General features: G+C 35.3%; 19 protein-coding genes. 12 read left to right on the top strand and 7 right to left on the bottom strand.

Going from position 1 to position 22,332, the window contains the following annotated elements; genetic code table 11:
* Window positions 1-7 precede the first annotated feature (7 nt).
* From AACZ49_RS04455 to nhaD, 3 genes are read left to right on the top strand one after another with little or no spacing between them, the layout of a single operon-like run.
* The gene (locus AACZ49_RS04455) at window positions 8-1,081 is read left to right on the top strand and encodes a DUF1611 domain-containing protein (RefSeq protein WP_339652095.1); all 1,074 of its coding nucleotides are present in this window, start codon (window positions 8-10) and stop codon (window positions 1,079-1,081) included.
* On the top strand, window positions 1,078-2,145 hold the full coding sequence (locus AACZ49_RS04450) for a dipeptide epimerase (RefSeq protein WP_339652093.1): 1,068 nt from the start codon (window positions 1,078-1,080) through the stop codon (window positions 2,143-2,145). The genes AACZ49_RS04455 and AACZ49_RS04450 overlap by 4 nt, the downstream gene beginning before the upstream one ends.
* An 11-nt stretch (window positions 2,146-2,156) precedes the next feature.
* Window positions 2,157-3,461: a sodium:proton antiporter NhaD gene (gene nhaD, locus AACZ49_RS04445; protein WP_339652091.1), complete on the top strand. Its 1,305-nt coding sequence runs from the start codon at window positions 2,157-2,159 to the stop codon at window positions 3,459-3,461.
* Window positions 3,462-3,480: 19 nt separating this feature from the next.
* On the opposite strand, the gene AACZ49_RS04440 is transcribed toward nhaD, so the two are convergent.
* The 4 genes from AACZ49_RS04440 to AACZ49_RS04425 all read right to left on the bottom strand — a co-directional run bounded on the left by AACZ49_RS04440 (window position 3,481) and on the right by AACZ49_RS04425 (window position 5,880).
* Window positions 3,481-3,663: a hypothetical protein gene (locus tag AACZ49_RS04440; RefSeq protein WP_339652089.1), complete on the bottom strand. Its 183-nt coding sequence runs from the start codon at window positions 3,661-3,663 to the stop codon at window positions 3,481-3,483.
* A 215-nt stretch (window positions 3,664-3,878) separates the two neighbouring features.
* Complete coding sequence (locus AACZ49_RS04435) at window positions 3,879-4,688, bottom strand: amidohydrolase family protein (protein WP_339652086.1); 810 nt, start codon at window positions 4,686-4,688, stop codon at window positions 3,879-3,881.
* A 103-nt stretch (window positions 4,689-4,791) separates the two neighbouring features.
* On the bottom strand, window positions 4,792-5,157 hold the full coding sequence (locus tag AACZ49_RS04430) for a DUF1801 domain-containing protein (protein WP_339652083.1): 366 nt from the start codon (window positions 5,155-5,157) through the stop codon (window positions 4,792-4,794).
* Window positions 5,158-5,196: 39 nt separating this feature from the next.
* Window positions 5,197-5,880 carry an ATP-binding cassette domain-containing protein gene (locus AACZ49_RS04425; RefSeq protein WP_339652204.1) on the bottom strand — a complete coding sequence of 228 codons (684 nt, stop codon included), beginning with the start codon at window positions 5,878-5,880 and terminating at the stop codon, window positions 5,197-5,199.
* 155 nt (window positions 5,881-6,035) lie between these two features.
* Between AACZ49_RS04425 and AACZ49_RS04420 the strand changes: the two genes are divergently transcribed.
* The 3 genes from AACZ49_RS04420 (at window position 6,036) to AACZ49_RS04410 (ending at window position 12,059) form a co-directional block, all read left to right on the top strand.
* Window positions 6,036-9,053, top strand: a complete 3,018-nt coding sequence (locus AACZ49_RS04420; protein WP_339652081.1) for a tetratricopeptide repeat protein — start codon at window positions 6,036-6,038, stop codon at window positions 9,051-9,053.
* Window positions 9,054-9,082: 29 nt separating this feature from the next.
* Window positions 9,083-10,837: a TonB-dependent receptor gene (locus tag AACZ49_RS04415; protein ID WP_339652079.1), complete on the top strand. Its 1,755-nt coding sequence runs from the start codon at window positions 9,083-9,085 to the stop codon at window positions 10,835-10,837.
* Between the two features lie 157 nt (window positions 10,838-10,994).
* Entirely contained in the window at window positions 10,995-12,059 is a 1,065-nt protein-coding gene (locus tag AACZ49_RS04410) for an OmpA family protein (RefSeq protein WP_339652076.1), read from the top strand.
* A 1-nt stretch (window position 12,060) separates the two neighbouring features.
* On the opposite strand, the gene AACZ49_RS04405 is transcribed toward AACZ49_RS04410, so the two are convergent.
* Window positions 12,061-12,843: an NIPSNAP family protein gene (locus AACZ49_RS04405; RefSeq protein WP_339652073.1), complete on the bottom strand. Its 783-nt coding sequence runs from the start codon at window positions 12,841-12,843 to the stop codon at window positions 12,061-12,063.
* An 88-nt stretch (window positions 12,844-12,931) separates the two neighbouring features.
* On the opposite strand from AACZ49_RS04405, the gene AACZ49_RS04400 reads away from it, so the two are divergent.
* From AACZ49_RS04400 to AACZ49_RS04380, 5 genes are all read left to right on the top strand, one after another.
* Window positions 12,932-14,236, top strand: a complete 1,305-nt coding sequence (locus AACZ49_RS04400) for an MFS transporter (protein WP_339652070.1) — start codon at window positions 12,932-12,934, stop codon at window positions 14,234-14,236.
* Between the two features lie 79 nt (window positions 14,237-14,315).
* Complete coding sequence (locus tag AACZ49_RS04395; RefSeq protein ID WP_339652067.1) at window positions 14,316-15,077, top strand: NYN domain-containing protein; 762 nt, start codon at window positions 14,316-14,318, stop codon at window positions 15,075-15,077.
* Window positions 15,078-15,155: 78 nt separating this feature from the next.
* Window positions 15,156-16,973, top strand: a complete 1,818-nt coding sequence (locus AACZ49_RS04390; protein WP_339652064.1) for a DUF885 domain-containing protein — start codon at window positions 15,156-15,158, stop codon at window positions 16,971-16,973.
* Between the two features lie 115 nt (window positions 16,974-17,088).
* Complete coding sequence (locus AACZ49_RS04385) at window positions 17,089-17,481, top strand: hypothetical protein (RefSeq protein ID WP_339652061.1); 393 nt, start codon at window positions 17,089-17,091, stop codon at window positions 17,479-17,481.
* A gap of 151 nt (window positions 17,482-17,632) precedes the next feature.
* Window positions 17,633-19,207: an amidohydrolase gene (locus AACZ49_RS04380; RefSeq protein ID WP_339652201.1), complete on the top strand. Its 1,575-nt coding sequence runs from the start codon at window positions 17,633-17,635 to the stop codon at window positions 19,205-19,207.
* A gap of 51 nt (window positions 19,208-19,258) precedes the next feature.
* Here AACZ49_RS04380 and AACZ49_RS04375 read toward each other — a convergent pair whose 3' ends face one another.
* Window positions 19,259-19,798, bottom strand: a complete 540-nt coding sequence (locus AACZ49_RS04375; protein ID WP_339652058.1) for a DUF2911 domain-containing protein — start codon at window positions 19,796-19,798, stop codon at window positions 19,259-19,261.
* Window positions 19,799-20,043: 245 nt separating this feature from the next.
* Between AACZ49_RS04375 and asnB the strand changes: the two genes are divergently transcribed.
* Window positions 20,044-21,717 carry an asparagine synthase B gene (asnB, locus tag AACZ49_RS04370; protein ID WP_339652055.1) on the top strand — a complete coding sequence of 558 codons (1,674 nt, stop codon included), beginning with the start codon at window positions 20,044-20,046 and terminating at the stop codon, window positions 21,715-21,717.
* A 57-nt stretch (window positions 21,718-21,774) separates the two neighbouring features.
* Here the strand turns inward: asnB and AACZ49_RS04365 are convergent, their stop codons facing one another.
* Window positions 21,775-21,957 carry a general stress protein CsbD gene (locus tag AACZ49_RS04365; RefSeq protein ID WP_339652053.1) on the bottom strand — a complete coding sequence of 61 codons (183 nt, stop codon included), beginning with the start codon at window positions 21,955-21,957 and terminating at the stop codon, window positions 21,775-21,777.
* Between the last annotated feature and the right edge of the window lie 375 nt (window positions 21,958-22,332).

The raw sequence follows: 22,332 nt of genomic DNA, 5'->3' as shown, positions 1-22,332 counted from the left end.
TAAATAGATGAAAAAAGTTATTGACGGTAAGGCACTTGTGTATTGTGAAGGTGCTTTTAATACACCAAATGGTAAAACAGCTCATGGCTTGGTTCGTTTCACCGAACGATACGAGGTGGTAGGTGTACTTGATAAAAAATATGCTGGCACAGATGCTGGTGATGTTTTAGATGGAAGGCCAAATGGTATTCCTGTTTTTAAGGATATGGATACTGCGGTGACAGCTCTTAAAGCAACAGATAATATGCCTAGTTATTTGGTAATAGGCTTAGCTCCTGATGGGGGTAGATTGCCAAAGGAAGCAAAAGGGACGATAAAGGCAGCCTTACAACAAGGATGGAATGTTGATAGTGGTTTACATGATTTTCTAACCAATGACCCTGAATTGGTTGCATTGGCAAAAGAAAATAATGTTAAGATTAGAGATATTAGAAAAACACCAGACCGCGATCAATTACACTTTTTTACAGGTGATATTGAAAAGGTTGATTGTTTGAAATTGGCTGTACTTGGAACGGATTCTGCTTTAGGAAAACGTACCACTGCTTGGATTTTAGTGCATGCATTTAGAAAAGCAGGTAAAAAATCTGAAATGATTGGAACAGGGCAAACAGGTTGGATGCAAGGTGCTAAATACAGTATGGTGATGGATAGTTGTATTAATGATTTTGTTTCAGGTGAAATTGAACATGCTGTGGTAAGCGCATGGAAAAATGAAAATCCAGATGTTATTGTTATCGAGGGTCAAGGAAGTTTAATGAACCCAGCTTACCCTGGTGGATTCGAGATATTGGCGGCTGGTAGACCTGATTATGTGATTTTGCAACATGCTCCAAAACGATTGGAGTATGATGGTTTTCCTGGTTATAAAATGCATTCGTTGGCTGAACAAATCAATGCAATACAAGTTATTTCTGGTAAAGAAGTCATTGCTATAACCGTCAATCATGAAGGCATGGAAAAAGATGAAATATTAGATGTCTGTAAAGCAATCACCCTAGAAACCAAGTTGCCGGCATTCGATGTATTGGAATATGGGGCAGAAGACTTAATCGCCTTATTGATGCCTAAAATTAGATGAGAATAACGAATATTTCTTTCGAGCGTTTAGACCTTAAGTTATCTGATCCTTATACGATTGCCTATGAAACGATCGACCGTACTAGCAATTTTATTTTAAAAGTCGAAACTGATAGCAAAATCGTTGGATATGGTTGCGCAGCGCCCGATCCAGTGGTAACCAATGAGTCGCCTGGTGGTGTTACTGATGCTATTAAAAATATTATAATTCCTTATTTACGTGGAAAAGACCCATTTACGTATGCTTTGCTGTTATTGGAGCTCAAAGAGTTGTTAGGTAAAAGGTCTTCTGCTTTGGCGATGGTAGATATGGCTTTGTTCGATATTATGTCGAAAAAAGCTGAGGTTCCATTGTATAAATTTTTAGGTGGTTTTCGCACCCATATGGCTACTAGTATTACTATTGGAATAATGGGTTTAGATGAGACCTTATCGTATGCAAGTGAATTTATAAAACAAGGGTTTACTATTTTGAAAATTAAGGGCGGTTCTAATCTTGAAGAAGATATCGCTAAAATGAGGTCGATTCACGAAAAGTACCCGAACATAGAGTTGCGATTCGATGGTAACCAAGGTTATTCGGTTAGAGAATCGGTAGATTTTGTAAAAGCTACCGCTTCGATTGGAATCGAAATTTTCGAACAACCTACAAAGATTGGAGCTGAAGAGCGATTAGGGGAAGTTACGGGTCAAGTAAGTATACCTGTAATGGCAGATGAAAGTTTAAAAACATTGACCGATGCTTTTCGCTTGGCGCAGAATGAACGTGTTGATATGGTCAATATTAAATTGCAGAAGGTCGGTGGTATTTGGGTAGGTATGCACATTAATTCGGTAGCAAAGGCAGCTAAATTAGATGCCATGGTGGGTTGTATTGATGAATGCGGTCTAGGTATTGCTGCAGGCTTACATTTTGCATTATCACGACCAAATATCGTGTATGCAGATTTAGATGGTCATTTAGATATCATCGATGACCCATTTCATAATATTTTTAGATTGGAAAAAGGAATTTTATACCCAACAAATAAATATGGTTTGGGTTTTTATGATGCTAACTTTTAATTTATATCTCAATGTATCTAACACTACTTGCCGTTTTTATTGTTGGTTATCTATTTATTGCTTTAGAGCACAATATTAAAGTTGATAAGTCTGCGACAGCCTTGCTTACAGGTACTCTTTGTTGGGTGGTTTTTATTTTTGGTAGAGACTCCTTTTTAACGAATATCCCTGGGGATGAATCAATTCATTTTGTAACCGAAAGTTTGCGTGAGAATTTAGGTGAAATATCAGAAATCTTATTTTTCCTTTTAGGAGCAATGACGATTGTCGAAATCATAGATGCTCATGGAGGGTTTTCGGTTATTACCGATAAAATTACCACCACGAATAGAGTGAAACTATTATGGATACTTTGTTTATTGACGTTCTTTCTTTCTGCTGCTTTAGACAATTTAACCACGGCAATTGTGATGTCGGCATTGCTTCGAAAATTGATTCATGAGAAGAAGGATTTATGGATGTTCGCCGGACTCTTGATTATTGCAGCAAATGCTGGTGGCGCTTGGTCTCCAATTGGTGATGTCACAACCATAATGTTGTGGATTGGAGGTCAAATAACAGCAATGCATATCATCAAAGAAATTTTCTTACCGAGTTTGGTATGTTTAATGGTGCCTTTAGCGATAGCATCATTTCGCTTTAAAGGACATATTACCAAAACAAAAGAGAAACATAATTTAGAATCACATGGTTTTGAAATAAGTAAATTTGAAAAAAATCTTGTATTTACAATCGGTATTGGCGCATTACTTTTTGTGCCCATTTTCAAAACTATTACACATTTACCGCCTTTTATGGGTATACTTCTAGGGCTTAGTGTTGTTTGGATTATAACCGAAATAATACACAGAAATAAAACCTTAGAAGAAATGAAAACCTTGGCGATTTCTAATGTGTTACGTAGAATTGATACCCCGAGTATCCTGTTTTTTCTAGGTATACTGGTAGCGGTTGGAGCATTACAATCTGCAGGACATTTAGCTGATATGTCTCGTTTGTTAGATGCTAATTTCGATAGTATTTATGCTGTTAATGCTATTATAGGAGTTTTATCATCTATCGTCGATAACGTGCCGTTGGTTGCGGGTACTATGGGGATGTATAGTTTAGAAACCTATCCGATAAATTCTGATTTTTGGGTATTATTAGCTTTCTGTGCAGGAACGGGTGGCAGTATTCTTATTATTGGTTCTGCTGCAGGTGTCGCTATTATGGGAATCCTTAAAATTGACTTCATTTGGTATCTAAAGAATATATCGTTATTAGCGATATTAGGATATGTTGCTGGTATATTGACGTTTATGCTGATAAATTGAAGTGCTATTTGTGTTTTAATTATTCAATAAGATTAGCGGCTAAAGCTGTCCACCCGGTTTGATGTGATGCCCACAAGCCGCTGCCATTTTCTACGTTAAAATGTCTATAGAACAAGATAAGATCTTTAAAGTTTGAATCTTGATACTGCTGTTGGAAATTTTCATTTATCGGTCTGTTTACTTTGGTATCCTTTTCGAACATTACCCATCAGGTAAAGTTTAAAGACATTTTGTTGAACATTCGTTTTAAGAACTTGATATTTCCTTTTCCGCTCTTTTCTTTATCGGTATTGAAAGTTTGTAGGGTGGCCCATTTTAACTAATCTTTTCTTCACTTTTATGTTGGGCTAAACGTGTTTTTTCAGGGTTCTTCATAGAAGAGTTTTATATTTTTATTTAACGAAAAACCTACAATGATTACAACTTACGAACATCAATTTTAAAAAGCTCAGCGGCGTTTTTCCAAAGAATTAACTCTTTTTTTTCATCGGTTAAATCTAATTGGTTCATGAATTTTAAGTAAGATTTCATGTTGGAAATTGGCCAATCGGTACCATATAAAAGATATCTTGGGTCGCCGGCATAGGTAATCATTTCTTCGATTTCCTTTTTCATGAAGCGTTCAAATTTATCGGAGAAATCACCTAGCACTAAACCTGATATATCTGCATAAACGTTTTTATTTTTGTACACGACTTCCATACAGTCTTTGATCCACGGATTGCCCACATGACAGATTACAATTTTTAACTCCGGATAATCAACCGCTAAATCATCGATATGAATAGGGTGTGAATATTTTATTTTCCCAGTTGGGGCATAGGTGTCACCCGAATGAAACATAACAGGCACGTCATATTCTATAGCCATTTCATACATCAGCTTAAACCGAATATCATTCGGATAAAAAGGCTCGTAGCCAGGATAGAATTTCAGTCCCTTAATAAACCCATTTTCAAGGTATTCACTTATTTCTCGAACATCTCTATGGTTATAATGTAAATAACTAACACCTGATACGACTCCCAAGTTATTATATCCTTTTATAGCTTCTACTACTTGTCTCGTGCTCGGTCTATGTTCATTGACCTTGTAGGATGTTAACACCAATGAATAATCGATATTATTGGCTGCCATGTTTTCAGATAACTTGTCTAAACTTTCGTTTAAAGAAATTACGCTGTCTTCATGGTAATTGTTGATGTGGGTATGTACGTCTATAATCATGTTTTTGTTGGTAATTAAGCATGCTTTATCTCTATTAAAAAGATTATTTATTAGAGAATGTATTTAAAATTTTACAAAAATTAGGAAAATTAAAGTCGATTTATTAATACTTCCACTTTGCTAGATTTATTTCAACATCGTTTTTTCTATACTTAGCAATTTTTTGGATAAGCTCTACAGGTAAAGGTTTGCTGTAAAGAAATTGAACTGAATCTTTATTGACTTTGTAAGGTTCAAGTTCTTTTTGAAAGGGTTTTAAGGCGGGACCAGTTGGGATAAAGGATAAGTGTGATTTATGGGCGGAATATGCAAATAAAATAGTTTCTGATTTAAAAACAGGTTTTCCCCATTTTAAAACTTCAATAGCATTTGGAGCTATATTTTTTAATATGAATCGTAATTCATTTAATTTTTCCAACTTTTCTTCTTTTACTTCCTTGAAATATTCTTCAACAGTTGTAGGTTTCATTGGCTACACTATAGGTTTTGTGTCTAAAAATCAAATAAACTAAACCGCCCTTTGCACTACCTCAAATACCTTATTGGCATCACACTTAATGGTTTTTGCTGGGTATTTAAGAATCAAGGCATAATCATGCGTAGCCATTAATATTGTACGTCCAGCTTTATTGATTTCTTGTAATACTTTCATTACTTCTACACTGGTTTGTGGGTCTAAGTTTCCTGTAGGCTCATCGGCAATAATCAATTCAGGATCGTTTAAAAGTGCACGGGCAATGGCAATACGTTGTTGTTCACCACCAGAAAGCTCATGAGGAAATTTAAATCCCTTGGTTTTCATGCCTACTTTTTCAAGAACATTCAATACTTGTGTATCCATTTTAGATTTGTCCGTCCAGCCGGTTGCCTTCAAAACAAATAGCATATTCTGGTTGATGTTTCGGTCTGGGAGTAGTTTAAAATCTTGAAAAACAATACCTAATTTCCGTCTTAGAAAAGGTATGTCTTTTTCTTTCAAAGTCTTTAAGTTGAACTCAACAATATGACCTTCACCTTTTTGTAATGGTAAATCGCCATAAAGGGTTTTCATGAAGCTACTTTTGCCGCTTCCAGTTTTACCAATGAGGTATACGAATTCCCCTTTTTCAATCTTTAAACTCACTTCGCTCAAAACCAAACTCTCTTTCTGAAATATAGAGGCATCCTTAAGTTCTAAAACAATCTCTTTCATAGTGCTAATGTTGATATAAAAGTAATAAGTTCCTACTGATAATTGAGAACCCTTTTTCAAAATCTTTTCTTTTGCAGTGGTATTGCACATACTTAGGTACAATTTTTGTCGTTATGACATGTTATAACGGTATTTCTAAATAGTAACAGAACACTATGCTTAAAAAAATCACCGCTTTTATTCCAATGGTATTCGGATTGGTCGCTTTGACCAATGCCCAAGAGTCTAAGATTTATACCCACGAACAAAAAGCTTTTCAAGACGCCCTAACGCTTTACAACAACGAACAATATCAAGCGTCACAGACTATTTTTGATAAGGTCAAAATGACTACAAAAGATGAGGAGACCGCTGCTAATAGTGCATATTACGCGGCTAACGCGGCAGTTCGACTCAACCAAATTGGTACGGATCGTTTAATGGAGGATTTTGTTGAAAAATATCCTACCTCTACAAAACGTAATTCTGCTTTTGCAGATGTGGCAGAGTATTATTTTCAAACTGGCAAATATCCATATGCTCTAAAGTGGTATGACAAAGTAGACCAGAAGTCATTGTCTCGTGGTGAGATGGACAAGTTTAATTTTAACTATGGTTATTCTTTATTTTCATCCCGTAAAACCAAAGAAGCTGAAAAGTACCTAGAAAAGGTTACTAATTCAACGGTTTACGGTTCACAGGCCAAGTATTACCTAGGTTATATTTCGTACCAAGAAGATGATTACGAAACTGCCAACCAACGTTTTGACCAGATTACCGATCAAGATATTTTAGAGGAGAAATTGAGTTATTACCAGGCAGACATGAATTTTAAGCTTGGTAAATTCGAAGAGGCAATTGCTTTGGCGAAAAAACAACTACCAAAATCTGATAGAAAAGAAGTTTCTGAATTGAATAAGGTGATTGGCGAGAGTTATTTTAATCTTAAGCAATATGAGAATGCGGTTCCTTATTTAAAGGAATATAACGGTAAAGGAGGTAAGTGGAGTAATACAGATTACTATTACTTGGGATATGCCTATTATAAAGGCGGCGATTATGCAAATGCCATTGCTCAATTCAATAAAATTATTGGCGGTACAAATAGCGTTGCGCAAAATGCGTATTACCATTTGGCGGAATGTTATTTAAAGTTGGATAAAAAACAGGAAGCGCTAAACGCTTTTAGAAATGCTTCTCAGATGGACTATAGTGCGGAGATTCAAAAAGATGCCTTTTTAAATTATGCACGGTTGAGTTATGAAGTGGGTAACGCTTATGAACCCGTTCCACAGGTGATTGCCAATTACCTGAAAACCTATCCGAACGACGAACACCAAGAAGAAATGCAAACATTGTTGGTCGATTCATACATTACTTCAAAGAACTTTGCCGGAGCGATGAAATTGCTCGAAGAAAATAAAAACTATGCCAGTAAATCGGTATACCAAAAAGTAGCATACTACAGAGGTATCGAACTTTTTATGGAACGTGATTACACAGCTGCTTCAGAGAATTTAGCTAAGTCATTGTCGAGTGCCGAAGATATATTGTTCAAAGCAAGAGCGAGCTACTGGAAAGCAGAAACAGATTATTTATCCAATCGATTTGATGATGCGGTAAAAGGGTATGCTGCTTTTAAAAATAATCCGTCAGCAAAGAATACAGAAATGTATGCCGATGTAGATTATAGTTTAGCGTATGCATACTTTAAGCAGAAAAAATATTCAGATGCTATAACTTATTTTAATTCATTCATTGGTAACAGTAATGCTGAAGTAGAGAAATTACACGATGGCTTTTTACGATTAGGAGATAGCTATTATGCTACCAGTAAGTATTGGTCAGCGATAGAAACATATAACAAAGCGTTAGACTTAACTGGTCCTGAGAAAGACTATGCATCGTATCAAAAAGCAATGAGCTATGGTTATGTTGATAGGAGTACCAGTAAAATTGAAAACTTAGAATCTTTTATAAGTGAGTATCCAAGATCAAGCTTTAAAGATGATGCGCTGTTCGAATTAGGAAATACCTACATTTCACAAGGTCAAGAGAAAGAAGGATTGGAAGCTTACGACCGTTTAATAAATGAATTCAAAGGCAGTTCTTTAGTGCCACAAGCCTTAATGAGACAAGGTTTGGTCAATTATAACGCCAACAGAAACGAAGCTGCTTTGGCGAAGTTCAAGATTGTTGTGCGTGATTATCCAAAAACACAAGAAGCAATACAGGCCGTTGCTACTGCAAAATTGGTTTATGTTGATTTAGGACACGTAAACGAGTATGCAGATTGGGTTCGTGGTCTTGATTTTGTTGAGGTGACCGATACAGAATTAGATAATGCTAGTTTTGATGCCGCTCAAAAACAAAACCTAGAAGGTAATGTTGAGCCTGCCATACGCGCATATAAAAATTACATTCAGCAATTTCCTAATGGCCTGCATGCCGTTGATGCAAATTTTAGTTTGGCACAATTGTACTTCGGAAAAGGAGAAAAAGAATCGGCTTTACCCTATTACAAGTATGTTGCCGATAGAAGTACTAGTGAATATGCAGAACAAGCACTGACACGGGTTTGTGAAGTGTATATCGGTAAAGACGAATATGAAATAGCATTACCTTATTTATTGAAATTGGAGAGTCAGGCGAATATTCAACAGAATAGAACTTTTGCTCGTTCTAATTTAATGAAAGGGTATTATGGGCAACGTAATTATGCCAAAACTTTGGAGTACGCCGATAAGGTATTGGTAACTTCAAATATAGATAACCGTATTAGGAGTGATGCACATATTATGATTGCAAGATCAGCAATCGCTACTAATAATGAAGTAAAGGCAAAATCTGCCTATGCCGAAGTATTGAAAATTGCTTCGGGTGAGACCGCTGCGGAAGCGCTATACTACGATGCCTATTTTGAAAATAAGGAAGGTGCTTATGAAAACTCTAATGTTGCGGTTCAGAAACTCGCAAAAGATTATGCGGTTTATAAGGAATGGGGTGGTAAAGGTTTGGTCTTAATGGCGAAAAATTATTACGCACTTAAAGATGCCTATCAGGCGACTTATATTTTAGAAAGCGTGATTACCAATTTCAGTCAGTATCCAGAAATTGTTGCTGATGCAAGGGCAGAGCTAGCCATCATCAAATCAAAAGAAGCTCAAAGTAATTCATCGGTTAATCCTAATTAAACAACATGTACACCAGTAAAAGAACACCTATGTACAATAAACATATAGTTACGCTTATTTTTTTGGCTCTTTGCCTGCACATTAGTTTTGCCCAAGACGATAAGAAAGATTTGGGCACAGAAACAGTGACGGTTACTAAAGCATATACGCCTACGGTTTCAGATGCCTTTAAAATAAAGTCCGTTCCTAATTTAAATGATTCTATCGTTCTTCAAAAAAAGTCGATTACCTATAGTATTTTTTCAGTGCCTGTGGCGTCGACATTTACACCATCAAAAGGAACGGCTTCTAAAGTGGAAAAATTACCGCCACCGCAACTCTTTAATTCCTATGCTTCTTTTGGAGCAGGTAATTATGGTAATGTTTTAGGTGAATTTTACACGAGTAGAACAATTAATAGAGACGAGAATTTTGATGTAGGTTTTAATCATCTATCCTCACGAGGTGGTATTAAAGGAGTAGAATTAAACAATACATTTTACGATACAAAATTAGACGCTTCGTATGCAAAACGCGATCGTGACTTGGATTGGGGAGCGGCAATTGGACTTCAACATCAATTATACAATTGGTACGGTCTGCCTGAAGGTGTATTTAGTGAAACTGATATTAATAGTATTGATGAGAGTCAAAATTATTTTATGGGTGAAGCTGGTGCGCATATTAATGTAGAAGATACCTTCTTTAAAAGAGCGGATTTTAAATATCGCAGATTTTTTGATGCACTGAGTTCTGGTGAAAATAGAGTCATCTTTAATACCGATTTTGAATTTCCAATGAACGAAGAAGTTTTTGCTGTAAAGACCAAAGTCGATTATGTAGGTGGTTCTTTTGCTAATGATGGGTATAACCCAATAATAAATTCAGCACCGATTAATTATAGCAATTTACAGGCAGGTATCAATCCTTCTTTAAAGATGCTTCGTGATGACCTATCATTGAATCTTGGTGTGAATTTAGTATACGGAATGGATATGGAAAACAGCGAAAGCAATTTTTATGTCTATCCAGCAGTGACCGCATCGTACAGATTATTGGATGAATCTGTAATAGCTTATGGTGGTGTAACCGGTGAATTAAAACAAAATTCATATTATGATTTTGTTGAAATGAATCCTTTTGTATCGCCAACATTGACCATTACGCCAACCGATAGTCAGTATAATGCCTATGTCGGATTAAAAGGCCAGTTGATGCCAAATTTGAGTTATAATATTAAAGGTTCATATGCTGCAGAAAATAGAAGACCACTTTTTATATTAAATCCGCAAGAAGACTCTAGAAGTGATGATAACGGATATTTCTTAGGCAATTCGTTTCAAGTATTTTACGACGACATAAAGACCTTAGGCATCTTTGGAGAATTAAATGTTGATGTGAATCGTAATTTTACGTTGGGTGTAAATGCTGAGATTTATGATTATAATACAGAAACTGGTAACCCAGCTTGGAACTTACCTAACTTAAAAGCTTCATTATTTATGGATTATCAAATCGGTGAAAAATGGTTTATGGGTGCGAACCTATTTTATGTCGGAGAAAGAGACGATTTTTCAAGCGAGTTTACTTCAGGAGCTGCTAATCCGCAACCTGGTATCGATACACCAATAACCTTAGCAGGTTATTTTGATGCCAATGCACATTCGGGTTACAGATTTAATGATCAACTTTCCTTTTTTATAAAAGGTGCAAACCTTTCCAATAACCAATATCAGCGTTGGGTCAATTTTCAGGTACAAGGAATTCAGGTTTTAGGAGGAGCAACATATAAGTTCGATTTTTAGGAGTACGTTCATCTAAAATGTTCGACTATTTAATAGCCCCTCTTGTAATCTAGAAGGGCTTTTTTTGCATATAGTTATGATTTTAAAGGTTTTCAGTACTTTAGAGAACGTTTCATAGTATATGCGGTTACGAGACTTACTTTTAAGAATGATTTTTTTGTCACTCTTTTGTATGCCTAATTTTGGCTATTCTCAAAATTTGGTATTAAACCCAAGTTTTGAAAACTTCATCAATTGTCCCGTTAAATTAGGTAATCTAGAACAAGATGTTGAAGATTGGAAAATGCCCACCTTGGGTTCTACAGATTATTTTAATGGATGTAGTGAGGCCATGGGAACCCCCAAAAATTTTAATGGGCAGCAACCAGCAGATTTCGGAGAAGGGTATGTGGGTTTGTATATGTATGCCCCAAACGACTACCGAGAGTATTTACAAGCAGCCTTAATTTCAACATTGAAAAAAGGTGAACACTACTCGATTTCTTTTTATGTGAGTTTGGCAGAACGTTCAGATTTTGCGGTAAAGGAATTCGGAATTAGATTTACGGAGTTTCCAGTACAGGTAGAAACTAGGAAAGTGTTATCGAGCATGCATTTTTCTAAATTAAAAGGTGATACTTCAAATCAGCTAGAAATTAAATATTCAAAGTTTTATTCTGACGAAATAGAATGGATAAAGCTTACCCAAGAGTTTGTGGCAAACGGTACAGAGAAATATTTGATAATCGGGAATTTTAAGAATAACAAACGCACTCAAAAATTTCAGACCAAAAGAAAAATCAGTAAAGGGTCTTACTATTACTTAGACATGGTGTCAGTTTATAAAATAGATTTGCAAGAAGCAATATTGACCGCTGAAGGACAAGAGAACTTTAAAATAGATAGCGTTCATGTCTTTAGAGATGTTCATTTCGATTTTAACCGAAGTATTCCTAGAAATTCACATCAATTGGAATTGAACTCATTAGTGGCTTACATGAAAGAACATACTAAGCTAAAAATAACCATAACAGGGCATACCGATAATATTGGGTCGAATACATTTAATAAAACTCTATCCTTTAAAAGAGCTGAAGAGGTGGCCCATTTTTTAATCAATAATGGTATTGATGAAAATCGAATAGAATACGCGGGCGTAGGTAGCATAAAACCAATAGCTGATAATACTACAGACGCCGGTAGATTACTCAACCGGCGCGTAGAATTTATTTTAATGGACTAATTTAATAATCGGAATATTCTGTTGGATACAATAGAAAAATGTCAGCATTACTTACGGTGTTCAGATATTTATCCATTACTGAAATTTCTTTCCATTTATCAGAATCGACAAAATTTTTCCACAAAGCATTGCGTTTATCCATGTCAGAAAATGTGGTCATGTACATTAAATTCGGCATCTTATCTCCTGAAATAACATCGGCATAGAATACGGCATTGAATCCTAAATTTTCAAATAGTTCAACTTCACCACCTTCATTGAACATATCAACTTTTCTATGATACATTGCCTCTGTTGGCCCTTCATAACTGCGTAATTCGTAAACCCTGTCTTTACGTTCGCCATCTACACTGCTAGGTCTCATAACAGGCATATCAGGAAAGGCACGCATTAAAACTGAACTGATTCTTTCGTACGGTTTTTTGTCATGAGTGGCGTTTATATAATCTGCACCTGAATCTAGATGTGCTTTGTCTACGGCAAGCATAGCATCTAGTTTATCAAACTCTGCCAATGTTTTGAAAGGTATTAAAACATAGATTTTATCACTCAACTTAAATTTATCCGGTCGTACCTTAAATACCCCAATATTTTCTATGCCCATTCTTTTTAATGCAGGTATATAGGCATCTTTCAAATAGGCGTCTACCCTTTTTTCTTGATCATCGTTTTTTATAGTGTATGTTTTTAGCTCGTAGTATTCTTTATTTTGACCATAACTAGAAAATGAAGAGAAAACCGTAAGCAAAATTAACACCAACGGTATAAGATGTTTGTTTTTCATGAATTTCATTGTGTTTAAATTAGGATTAGAAAGTTAAGGATAAAATTACTGATGGCGATGATGTATTTTTGTTGATAGTTACGCTCCTATGTCAAACTTTCTTCAAAAACCACTTATTGATCCTGCCAAAAGCCCCATATTTTATGGCTATGTAATACTTGTTATAGGTACAATTGGAATTTATTGTAGCATACCAGGCCAAACCATTGGTGTTTCGGTATTTACTGACCCTGTAAAAGATGCGTTAGGATTATCTAGAAATCAATTTAGTAATGCCTACATGATCGGTACTATTGTGAGTTCACTCTTTATTGGTAGGGCAGGGGTTTGGTTCGATACTTACGGAGCCAGATATGTCGCATTCTTTGCAGCTTTAACTTTAGGGATAACCTTGTTTTTATGTTCTTGGTCGGCACTTATGAGCTCTTATATCAAAGAGATCTTATCGATAGATACGTGGATAGTGCCTTTTATGGTTATGACAGTTTTATTTTTTTTGTTACGTTTTGCAGGTCAAGGGGTGTTGACCATGGCCTCTAGAAACGTAATAATGATTTGGTTCGATAAAAATCGAGGAAAAGTAAATTCGTTTAGCAGCGTGGCGCTTTCTTTCGGTTTTTCATCTTCACCCTTATGGGTCAATTTTCTAATTGAAGGGTATAGTTGGCAACGAACATGGCAGTTTTTAGCAATTGGCTTATTGATATTCAGTGTTTTTATATTTATTTTTTATAAAATATCGCCTGAGAAACATGGTCTTCTACCTGATGGGACAAAATCATTATCTGCAGTTAAAGGAGAGATAAAAAAATTATCAAAACAATTTACACTTGACGAGGCTAAAAAGGAAAGAGCATTTTGGATGTACGGACTTACCCTAGCCTTTAATAGTTTTTTTATCACCGGTCTAACTTTTCATGTGGTTTCTATTTTTACGCACGAAGGTTTTATGAAAGAAGATGCAATAGCGATATTTCTTCCTGGGTCTGTGGTTGCGGTATCAGTTTCTATGCTGTTTAATTTTTTAAGTGATTATTTACCGTTAAAACTGTATTTGTATTTAATGCTTTTAGGTGGATTTTTAGCTTCGTTAGGTTTCTTGTTTTTGTCTACTTCCGCTGGAGTTCCAATGTTAATTGCTGGTTTTGGAATTTTGGGAGGATTTTTCGCAGTACTAAATGCAGTGGCTTGGCCTCGTTTTTTTGGAAGATCCCATTTAGGAAGCATTACCGGAAAAATCATGAGTTTTTTAATTCTGGCAAGTGCATTGGCACCTAGTATTTTTAGTTTGTGTTTATCAACCTTTGGTTCCTATGAAATGGTAGGTTACTTAGGTTTGGCATTTCTTCTCTTTCTTGCAATCGGCTCATTAAAGGCAGATAATCCGCAGTAATTTGATATTTAAAGAAGTTAATGCTTAACATCTTGCTGTTCAAGTAGAAATCAAATTATCTTTACATAAAACACTTACTATGGATTTAAATCTTGCAGTTCTTATAGATGGCGATAACATACCATCTGCCTATGTAAAGGAAATGATGGAGGAAATTGCTAAATATGGTAACCCTACAATTAAACGTATTTATGGTGATTGGACCAATCCTCGTTTAGGAAAATGGAAAAATGTATTACTTGAAAACGCTATTACTCCTATTCAACAATACGGCTACACACAAGGTAAAAATGCTACCGATTCAGCAATGATCATCGATGCCATGGATATTCTTTATACCGGTAAGGTAAACGGATTCTGTATTGTTAGCAGCGATAGCGATTTTACACGTTTAGCTACAAGATTACGAGAAGCGGGTATGCAAGTATTTGGTATTGGTGAACGTAAAACACCTAATCCATTTATAGTTGCTTGCGACAAATTTATTTATATTGAGATTCTAAAGAGTAGAACAGAGGAAGATACTTCAGATACTGTGAGTGAAACCCCTACGGCCAAAAATACGGTAGATAAAATAACACCAAAGGCATTGCGGTTTATCGCAACAACTATCGATGATGTTGCCGATGATGATGGTTGGGCATTTTTAGGTGACGTAGGTAGTTTGCTGCAAAAGAAGCAACCAAATTTTGATTCTCGTAATTATGGGTTTCAAAAACTGACACCATTAATTAATTCAATTCCTAATTTTGAAATTGAGCGAAGAGAAGACTCCAAAGGGCGTAAAAAACTAATTTACGTGAAAATTAAGGAGAAGGGGAATTCCAAATCCAAAAAGTAAATCGTTTTTAGTTTTCAGTAAAATTGTGCTAAAACAATCATATTAGTTTTCGTACTTTTCAGTACAAATTCTTAAACTATGATTCGTACGCTTTGGCTTCTGTTATGTATTGTTATTTTCAATTCTTGTAAAGAGACTTCAAATCAAGACAAACCAACTACCACAAAACCTATTGCCGAAGTTTTTGCTGAGTTTTATGAGTTTAAAAAAAGTATCAATCCAATAGAAGCGACCAAAGCTGGTTATTCGCAATACAATGATACGATAGCTAATTACATCTCAGATAACTACATTTTACATTTAAAAGACCGCTACACCTACTTTTTAGAAGAATTGAGTACATATGATTCTACTCAAATAAGTTCAGAAGATTATATGAGTATGCGCGTTATGGAATGGGATTGTGGCATGAAACTCCAGGGCGTAATGAATCCTATCGTAACAATTGCGTCGCCAATTTATGATTTACCAAGTTTTGAAATAATGCCCCTTTTTCAGATACAATCGTTGCATTTGTATGTTGCTCAATTAGCAGGTGGTACAAGTGTACAGCCTTTTAAAACTATAGAAGACTATAATAATTGGCTAAGTAGATTAGATGATTATCTATCTTTTTTAGATACTTCAATTGAAAAAATGAAACTGGGCATGGCCAAGGGAGTGGTTTTACCAAAAGTGTTGACCCTAAAAATGTTGCCCCAAGTAAGGTCATTTATAGATATACCGTTAGAGGAGAATCTTTTCTATCAGCCTATATTGAATTTTCCAGATGGAATGTCAGATGTTGATAAGGATATATTAGAAAGTGATTATGCTGCCTTTATTAAGGAGAAACTGAATCCTAAATATGTGGAGTTGAATAAATTTTTGACGGAAGAATATTTGCCGAAATGTAGAGAAACTGACGGACTTTTAGATTTGCCAAACGGAAAAGAAACGTATCAATATTTAATAAAACTGCATACGACCACGAACATGAATGCCGATGAAATTCATGAATTAGGCTTATCAGAAGTGGCGCGTATTTCAAGTGAAATGGAAATTGTAAAAAATAAAATCGGTTTTAAAGGTGATTTAAAATCTTTTTTCAATTCACTAAGGACTAAAAATGAGCTAATGCCTTTCACTAATCCAGAGGAGGTAATTGCTAATTTTAATAAAATTAATGACCGTATTGCTTTAAGGATTGGTTCTTTGTTTGCACTTACACCGAAAGCAGGCTTTAATGTTCGTAGAACAGAGGCTTTTAGAGAAGCATCGGCAAGTGCAGAATATACACCGGGTTCAAAAGATGGATTAAGGGCGGGTATTTTTTATGTCCCAATTCCAGATGTAAAAACATATAATACGGTACATGACGAAGCTCTATTTTTACATGAAGCAATACCAGGGCATCATTTTCAATTATCATTACAGCAAGAAAATAAACATCTTCCAGAGTTTCTACATCCAGAAAGTATGGGTGTTTTTGTAGAAGGATGGGCACTTTATGCAGAATCTCTAGGTAAGGAATTAGGCATATATACAGACCCTTATCAATATTTTGGAATGTTGAGTATGGAGATGCACAGAGCTATACGATTGGTTGTTGATACCGGATTGCATGCAAAAGGATGGTCTAGAGAAGAGGCAATACAATATTCTTTAGATAATGAAGCTGAGTCAAAAGAAAGTATAATTGCCGAAATAGAACGTTATATGGCCACACCGGGTCAGGCACTTTCCTATAAACTAGGTCAACTAAAAATTAGAGAATTGCGCACAAAAGCAGAGAAAATTCTTGGTACTAATTTTAATATAAGAGAGTTTCATAGTCAAATTTTGAATTCAGGTAGTTTGCCACTGGTACTACTCGAAGAGAAATTAGATAGTTGGATAGTGAGCCAAAGTAAATAATGTAGTAAAATGCTTATAAATAAATAAAATATTAAAAGAATATACACGTTCGAGATTTATAGTTTAACGTTTCCTTGAATGAACATGACTCAGATTATAGTAAAAAGTTTTTTTTTTGATTCAACTATTATATGCCTTTTCTGCGATAAAAGTGCCGAATTTAGAAAGCGACACTAATGTTTTACAAGAGTGTCTTGTTTCCGGTGAGTCCGTTTTAGGTATTTGGAATTACACGATGATCAATGTGGAGTCTTCCTATGAAAAAGGTGTATTATTCATTTCTAAAAATGAAAATACTTACGATGTTGTTATTAAATATCCAGTAGGTATATATACCTGTCAAGATGTTATTATAGATAATGATCGCGTGAATTTTAATGTTAATATAGCTGGCTTAGAGCGTGTTTCATTTGTATTGATGGTAGAAGGAGACCTAATTATTGGGGAGAGCTATTCTACTTCGGGTTCTAGTCAAATTAAAGGCACACGTCAATTGCCTGTGCGTTAAAGATTTAAATCTTATTAAAAAAATACTTAGTTTTCAATATTATTTGAAGTCGGTCTTGTTGGCTTTCTTTACTTATTATTGGTGAACTAATTTTTGTGTTTTGAAAAAACTACTACCCATTCTACTCGTTTTACTATCTGGTTGCGAACTCATGAAAGAGAAAGTTGACCTGATCATTGTAAACGCCAATGTATATACTGTAAATGATGCTTTTTCAAAAGCTCAAGCTTTTGCGGTACACGACGGTAAGTTTCTTGCGGTTGGTGCAATTGATGAAATTCGTGAAAAGTATACCTCTGATCAACTTATTGACGCTGATGGTAGAACTATTACGCCAGGTTTAATTGATGCTCATTGTCATTTTTATGGATTGGGATTAAACCAGCAATTAGTAAACCTTGTTGGCACCACTAGTTTTGAGGAAGTACTAGATAAGGTTAAGGAGTTTCATGTTGCGAATCCGAAAAAATTTTTAAGAGGTAGAGGTTGGGACCAAAATGACTGGGAGATTAAAGAATTTCCGACAAAAACAGAATTAGATTCTCTTTTTCCAGATATTCCTGTTGCGTTAGAGCGAGTTGATGGTCATGCTTATTTGGTTAACCAAAAAGCATTAGATATGGCAGGTATAGATTGGAGTACCAAAGTTGAAGGTGGTGAAATCGAAAAAAAGTGGAAAGACGGATTTTCTGGAATTACAGGTATACTTATCGATAATCCTATGGCGCTTATAGATAGTATAATGCCTTTACCAACTTTAGATGATAAAATTAAGGCTCTAAAAGATGCTGAACGAATTTGTTTAAATCACGGACTTACCACGGTAAACGATGCAGGTATCGATAGAAATACTATTGAACTTATCGATAGTTTGCAGCAAATCGGTGAGTTGTCAATAAGGGTTTATGCAATGGTAAGTAATAATAAAGAAGATGTAGATCACTTTATTTACAAAGGACCTATTAAAACTGACCGTCTTAATGTTAGGTCGGTAAAAGTATATGGAGATGGTGCTTTAGGGTCTAGAGGGGCAGCATTAAAAGAACCATATAGCGATTTACCTGGCCATTTTGGGGCCATGGTAACTCCCGTTGAAGAAATAGAAAATCTTGCAAATCGTTTGGCAATTTCAGAATATCAAATGAATACCCATGCCATTGGCGATTCAGCCAATATTGCTGTATTAAGGACGTATAAAAAGGTTTTAGATGGTCAAAAGGATAGACGATGGAAAATTGAACATGCACAGATATTAACAGAGGGCGATTTTGATTATTTTGAGAGTGGTATAATACCTTCTGTACAGCCAACCCATGCGACCAGTGATATGTATTGGGCGGAGAATCGATTGGGTGAAAGAATTAAAGGTGCATATGCGTATAAGACGTTATTAAATAAAGCAGGTTTGGTGGCTTTAGGTACCGATTTTCCGGTAGAAGATGTTAGCCCATTTTTAACTTTTTATGCTGCAGTATCAAGAAAAGACACAAGTGGTTTTCCTAAAGAAGGGTTTCAAGTAGAGGAGGCTTTGAGTAGGGAGGAAACACTGAAAGGAATGACAATTTGGGCTGCCTATTCAAATTTAGAGGAAGATGAAAAAGGAAGTATAGAGCCCGGTAAATTTGCAGATTTTGTTATCTACGATAAAGATATGATGACCGTTCCTTTAGAAGAAATATCTACCATACGGGCAGAGCAAACTTTCGTAAATGGTGTAGTTCGTTAAAACAAAACCTCGGTCTTAGACCGAGGTTTTTTAATTATAATAATATTAAACTTACATGGTAATTGGAACAGCAATTCTGGTTTTGTCCCAACCCATTACTAAATGTGCTCCACCGTCAACATCTTTAAAAGCAATAGAAAATTCTTCTAGAGACGCAGCGTCAGAACCATTAGGTACTGTTACACGAGCAACATCGGCAGCCTTATCATAGAAGTAAGAACCCCATTGATTTAGATTTTTGTTTAATATAATAGTCCAATTTTCAGCACCTGGTATGGTGAATAATGAATACGTACCAGCTTTAACATCTTTACCACCAAATTTTACGTCTTTGTAGAATGTAATCTCAGGAGCTTCATTTGCTCCAGTTCTCCATACTTTGCCTGTAGGAGCCAGTTCTTCCATAGAACGTCCTTTCAATTGAGGTCTGCCATATATAATACGAACCGCTTTTTCAGAAACTTTATAGTCTGTTGGGTAAGCAGCCATATCCATAGGACTTTTATCAATACCAGAAAATTCTTGGGCCGATACAGCAGTCGTTAAAACTAAGGCTAACATTAAAGTAGCACTTGTAAATAATCTTTTCATATATAATTGTTTTGGTAAATTAAGTCATAAAACTAAGGAGTTCATTACAGTCTTATTGATAAAATGAAGTTAAATTTTAATTCATTACATTATTCTAGGTTCTTTGGATATTTTTGATAAAAAAAATATAAAATTCAATTAAATAAACAAATACGATTATAATGTGTAATTAAAATTTATGTTTGTGTTTCTTAATTGAAACTATAAATTGATATTTGTATTCGAAATGATATAATAATTTAATTATGTGTGGAATAGTATGTGCATTTGATGTTAAGGAAAGTACTGAGGTGCTAAGGCCTCAGCTTTTAGAGATGTCAAAAAAAATAAGACATAGAGGACCGGATTGGAGTGGTATCTATGCAGATGAAAAAGCAATCTTGGCGCATGAGAGATTGGCAATTGTAGATCCTGCTTCTGGTAAACAACCATTATTGAGTCCGAATGGTAAATTGGTGTTAGCTGCCAATGGCGAAATATATAATCATAGAGAATTACGTAAGCAATTTGAAGGTAAATATGATTTTAAGACAGCGTCTGATTGTGAAGTTATTTTGGCTTTATATCAAGAAAAGGGAGTTCATTTTTTAGATGAAATGAACGGTATTTTTGGCTTTACTATATATGATGCTGAGAAAGACGAATATTTTGTTGCCCGTGATCATATGGGAATCATTCCTTTATACATGGGTTGGGACAAGAACGGTACATTCTATGTGGCTTCGGAATTAAAAGCCTTAGAAGGTACGTGTACTAAAATTGAGTTATTTCCCCCAGGTCATTACTTGCATAGTTCAGATGGGGAGTTGAAGAGATGGTATACTAGAGACTGGATGGAGTATGATGCCGTAAAAGATAATGCTACGAGCATACAAGAAATTAAAGAAGCACTGGAGGCGGCCGTACACCGTCAATTAATGTCTGATGTGCCATATGGTGTGTTATTATCTGGAGGATTAGATTCTTCCGTAACATCCGCAATTGCTAAAAAATATGCGCAAAAACGTGTAGAGAGCGGAGATACAACTGATGCTTGGTATCCACAATTGCATTCATTTTCTGTGGGTCTAGAGGGTTCTCCAGATTTAGCGGCAGCCCAAAAAGTAGCTAAACATATAGGTACGGTTCATCATGAAATAAAATTCACTATTCAAGAAGGTTTAGATGCTATTAAAGATGTAGTATATAACTTAGAAACTTATGATATAACTACAATTCGTGCATCTACGCCAATGTATTTAATGGCTCGTGTTATTAAGTCAATGGGAATAAAGATGGTATTGTCTGGTGAAGGTGCAGATGAGTTGTTCGGTGGGTATTTATATTTTCATAAAGCACCTAACGCTAAAGAATTTCATGAAGAGACTGTTCGTAAATTGAGCAAACTACATATGTATGATTGTCTAAGAGCGAATAAATCATTGGCATCTTGGGGTATAGAAGGCAGAGTTCCGTTCTTGGATAAAGAATTTATGGATGTAGCCATGCGTATTAACCCACAAGATAAGATGATTAATGGCGAGCGTATGGAAAAATGGGTTGTTCGTAAAGCTTTTGAGGATATGTTGCCAGAAAGTGTAGCATGGAGACAAAAAGAACAATTCTCTGATGGTGTAGGATATAGCTGGATCGATACTTTAAAAATAGTTGTGAACGAAGAAGTTAGTGATGAGCAATTGGCAAACGCAAAGTTTAGGTTCCCGCTTCAAACTCCAACTTCAAAAGAAGAGTTTTACTATCGTTCTATATTTGAAGAGCATTTTCCATCAGATGCGGCTGCTTTATGTGTGCCCCAAGAAGCTTCTGTAGCGTGTAGCACTCAGATAGCTTTAGAATGGGATGAGGCATTTAAAAATATGAACGACCCGTCTGGTAGGGCTGTAGCAAACGTGCATTCCGATGCATATGTAAAACAATAGGGTTTGAATTAGTCATAGTATCTATTGTGAAAAACCCGTCTATTTTTATAGGCGGGTTTACTTTTTTAATTTTTGATAGATTACAAATCGTATATCATTTTTTTTAGACTCTCCGGACTTCTCTTGTATTTTTCCTAAACGTTCATCCGATTTACCTTCAGCGTATTTTAGGTCGGCATATTTTTGTTTAAGCTTACCTTTTCCTATGTTCCATTTTCCTTTAAATTGTTCTTCATTCATGTAAACCTATTTTAAGATTATATAACTAAGTTAAAATCGATATGTAAAGGAAATCTTAATATTCTCTATGTTTAATCGATACTGCACATATTAATTTCTGACCAATTGTGTTAAGAAAAAATTAAAATTCAATTACGTTTTACGCATTTTGAAAGAGGGTTAAGTGTCAATTACGGACAAATGTTTTTTGAGACGATTAATACTGACAATTCATTTACATCTTTAAAAAGAGAAATGAAGCAGTAACAGTGATTCCTTTTATAGGGTTTGGTTATACACCTTTAATTTTCCACAATGATTGTTGATAACTTGCTATAGCTCAATTGCTAGAAACATCATATTCTATGGGGTATTGCGTATATTTGTAAGATTGCA

This window comes from uncultured Maribacter sp., assembly GCF_963975365.1.
In the GTDB taxonomy this organism is placed as follows: domain Bacteria; phylum Bacteroidota; class Bacteroidia; order Flavobacteriales; family Flavobacteriaceae; genus Maribacter.
This window is presented reverse-complemented; position numbering and strand designations above follow the sequence as displayed.

What these genes read in the sequence shown, in the direction of transcription:
- nhaD (WP_339652091.1), top strand. Translation starts at nt 2,157, where the DNA reads ATGTATCTAACACTACTTGCCGTTTTTATTGTTGGTTATCTATTTATT.
- AACZ49_RS04415 (WP_339652079.1), top strand. Translation starts at nt 9,083, where the DNA reads ATGTACAATAAACATATAGTTACGCTTATTTTTTTGGCTCTTTGCCTG.
- AACZ49_RS04420 (WP_339652081.1), top strand. Translation starts at nt 6,036, where the DNA reads ATGCTTAAAAAAATCACCGCTTTTATTCCAATGGTATTCGGATTGGTC.
- AACZ49_RS04400 (WP_339652070.1), top strand. Translation starts at nt 12,932, where the DNA reads ATGTCAAACTTTCTTCAAAAACCACTTATTGATCCTGCCAAAAGCCCC.
- AACZ49_RS04455 (WP_339652095.1), top strand. Translation starts at nt 8, where the DNA reads ATGAAAAAAGTTATTGACGGTAAGGCACTTGTGTATTGTGAAGGTGCT.
- AACZ49_RS04390 (WP_339652064.1), top strand. Translation starts at nt 15,156, where the DNA reads ATGATTCGTACGCTTTGGCTTCTGTTATGTATTGTTATTTTCAATTCT.
- AACZ49_RS04395 (WP_339652067.1), top strand. Translation starts at nt 14,316, where the DNA reads ATGGATTTAAATCTTGCAGTTCTTATAGATGGCGATAACATACCATCT.
- asnB (WP_339652055.1), top strand. Translation starts at nt 20,044, where the DNA reads ATGTGTGGAATAGTATGTGCATTTGATGTTAAGGAAAGTACTGAGGTG.
- AACZ49_RS04435 (WP_339652086.1), bottom strand. Translation starts at nt 4,688, where the DNA reads ATGATTATAGACGTACATACCCACATCAACAATTACCATGAAGACAGC.
- AACZ49_RS04425 (WP_339652204.1), bottom strand. Translation starts at nt 5,880, where the DNA reads ATGAAAGAGATTGTTTTAGAACTTAAGGATGCCTCTATATTTCAGAAA.
- AACZ49_RS04405 (WP_339652073.1), bottom strand. Translation starts at nt 12,843, where the DNA reads ATGAAAAACAAACATCTTATACCGTTGGTGTTAATTTTGCTTACGGTT.
- AACZ49_RS04430 (WP_339652083.1), bottom strand. Translation starts at nt 5,157, where the DNA reads ATGAAACCTACAACTGTTGAAGAATATTTCAAGGAAGTAAAAGAAGAA.
- AACZ49_RS04365 (WP_339652053.1), bottom strand. Translation starts at nt 21,957, where the DNA reads ATGAATGAAGAACAATTTAAAGGAAAATGGAACATAGGAAAAGGTAAG.
- AACZ49_RS04380 (WP_339652201.1), top strand. Translation starts at nt 17,633, where the DNA reads ATGAAAGAGAAAGTTGACCTGATCATTGTAAACGCCAATGTATATACT.
- AACZ49_RS04450 (WP_339652093.1), top strand. Translation starts at nt 1,078, where the DNA reads ATGAGAATAACGAATATTTCTTTCGAGCGTTTAGACCTTAAGTTATCT.
- AACZ49_RS04375 (WP_339652058.1), bottom strand. Translation starts at nt 19,798, where the DNA reads ATGAAAAGATTATTTACAAGTGCTACTTTAATGTTAGCCTTAGTTTTA.
- AACZ49_RS04440 (WP_339652089.1), bottom strand. Translation starts at nt 3,663, where the DNA reads ATGTTCGAAAAGGATACCAAAGTAAACAGACCGATAAATGAAAATTTC.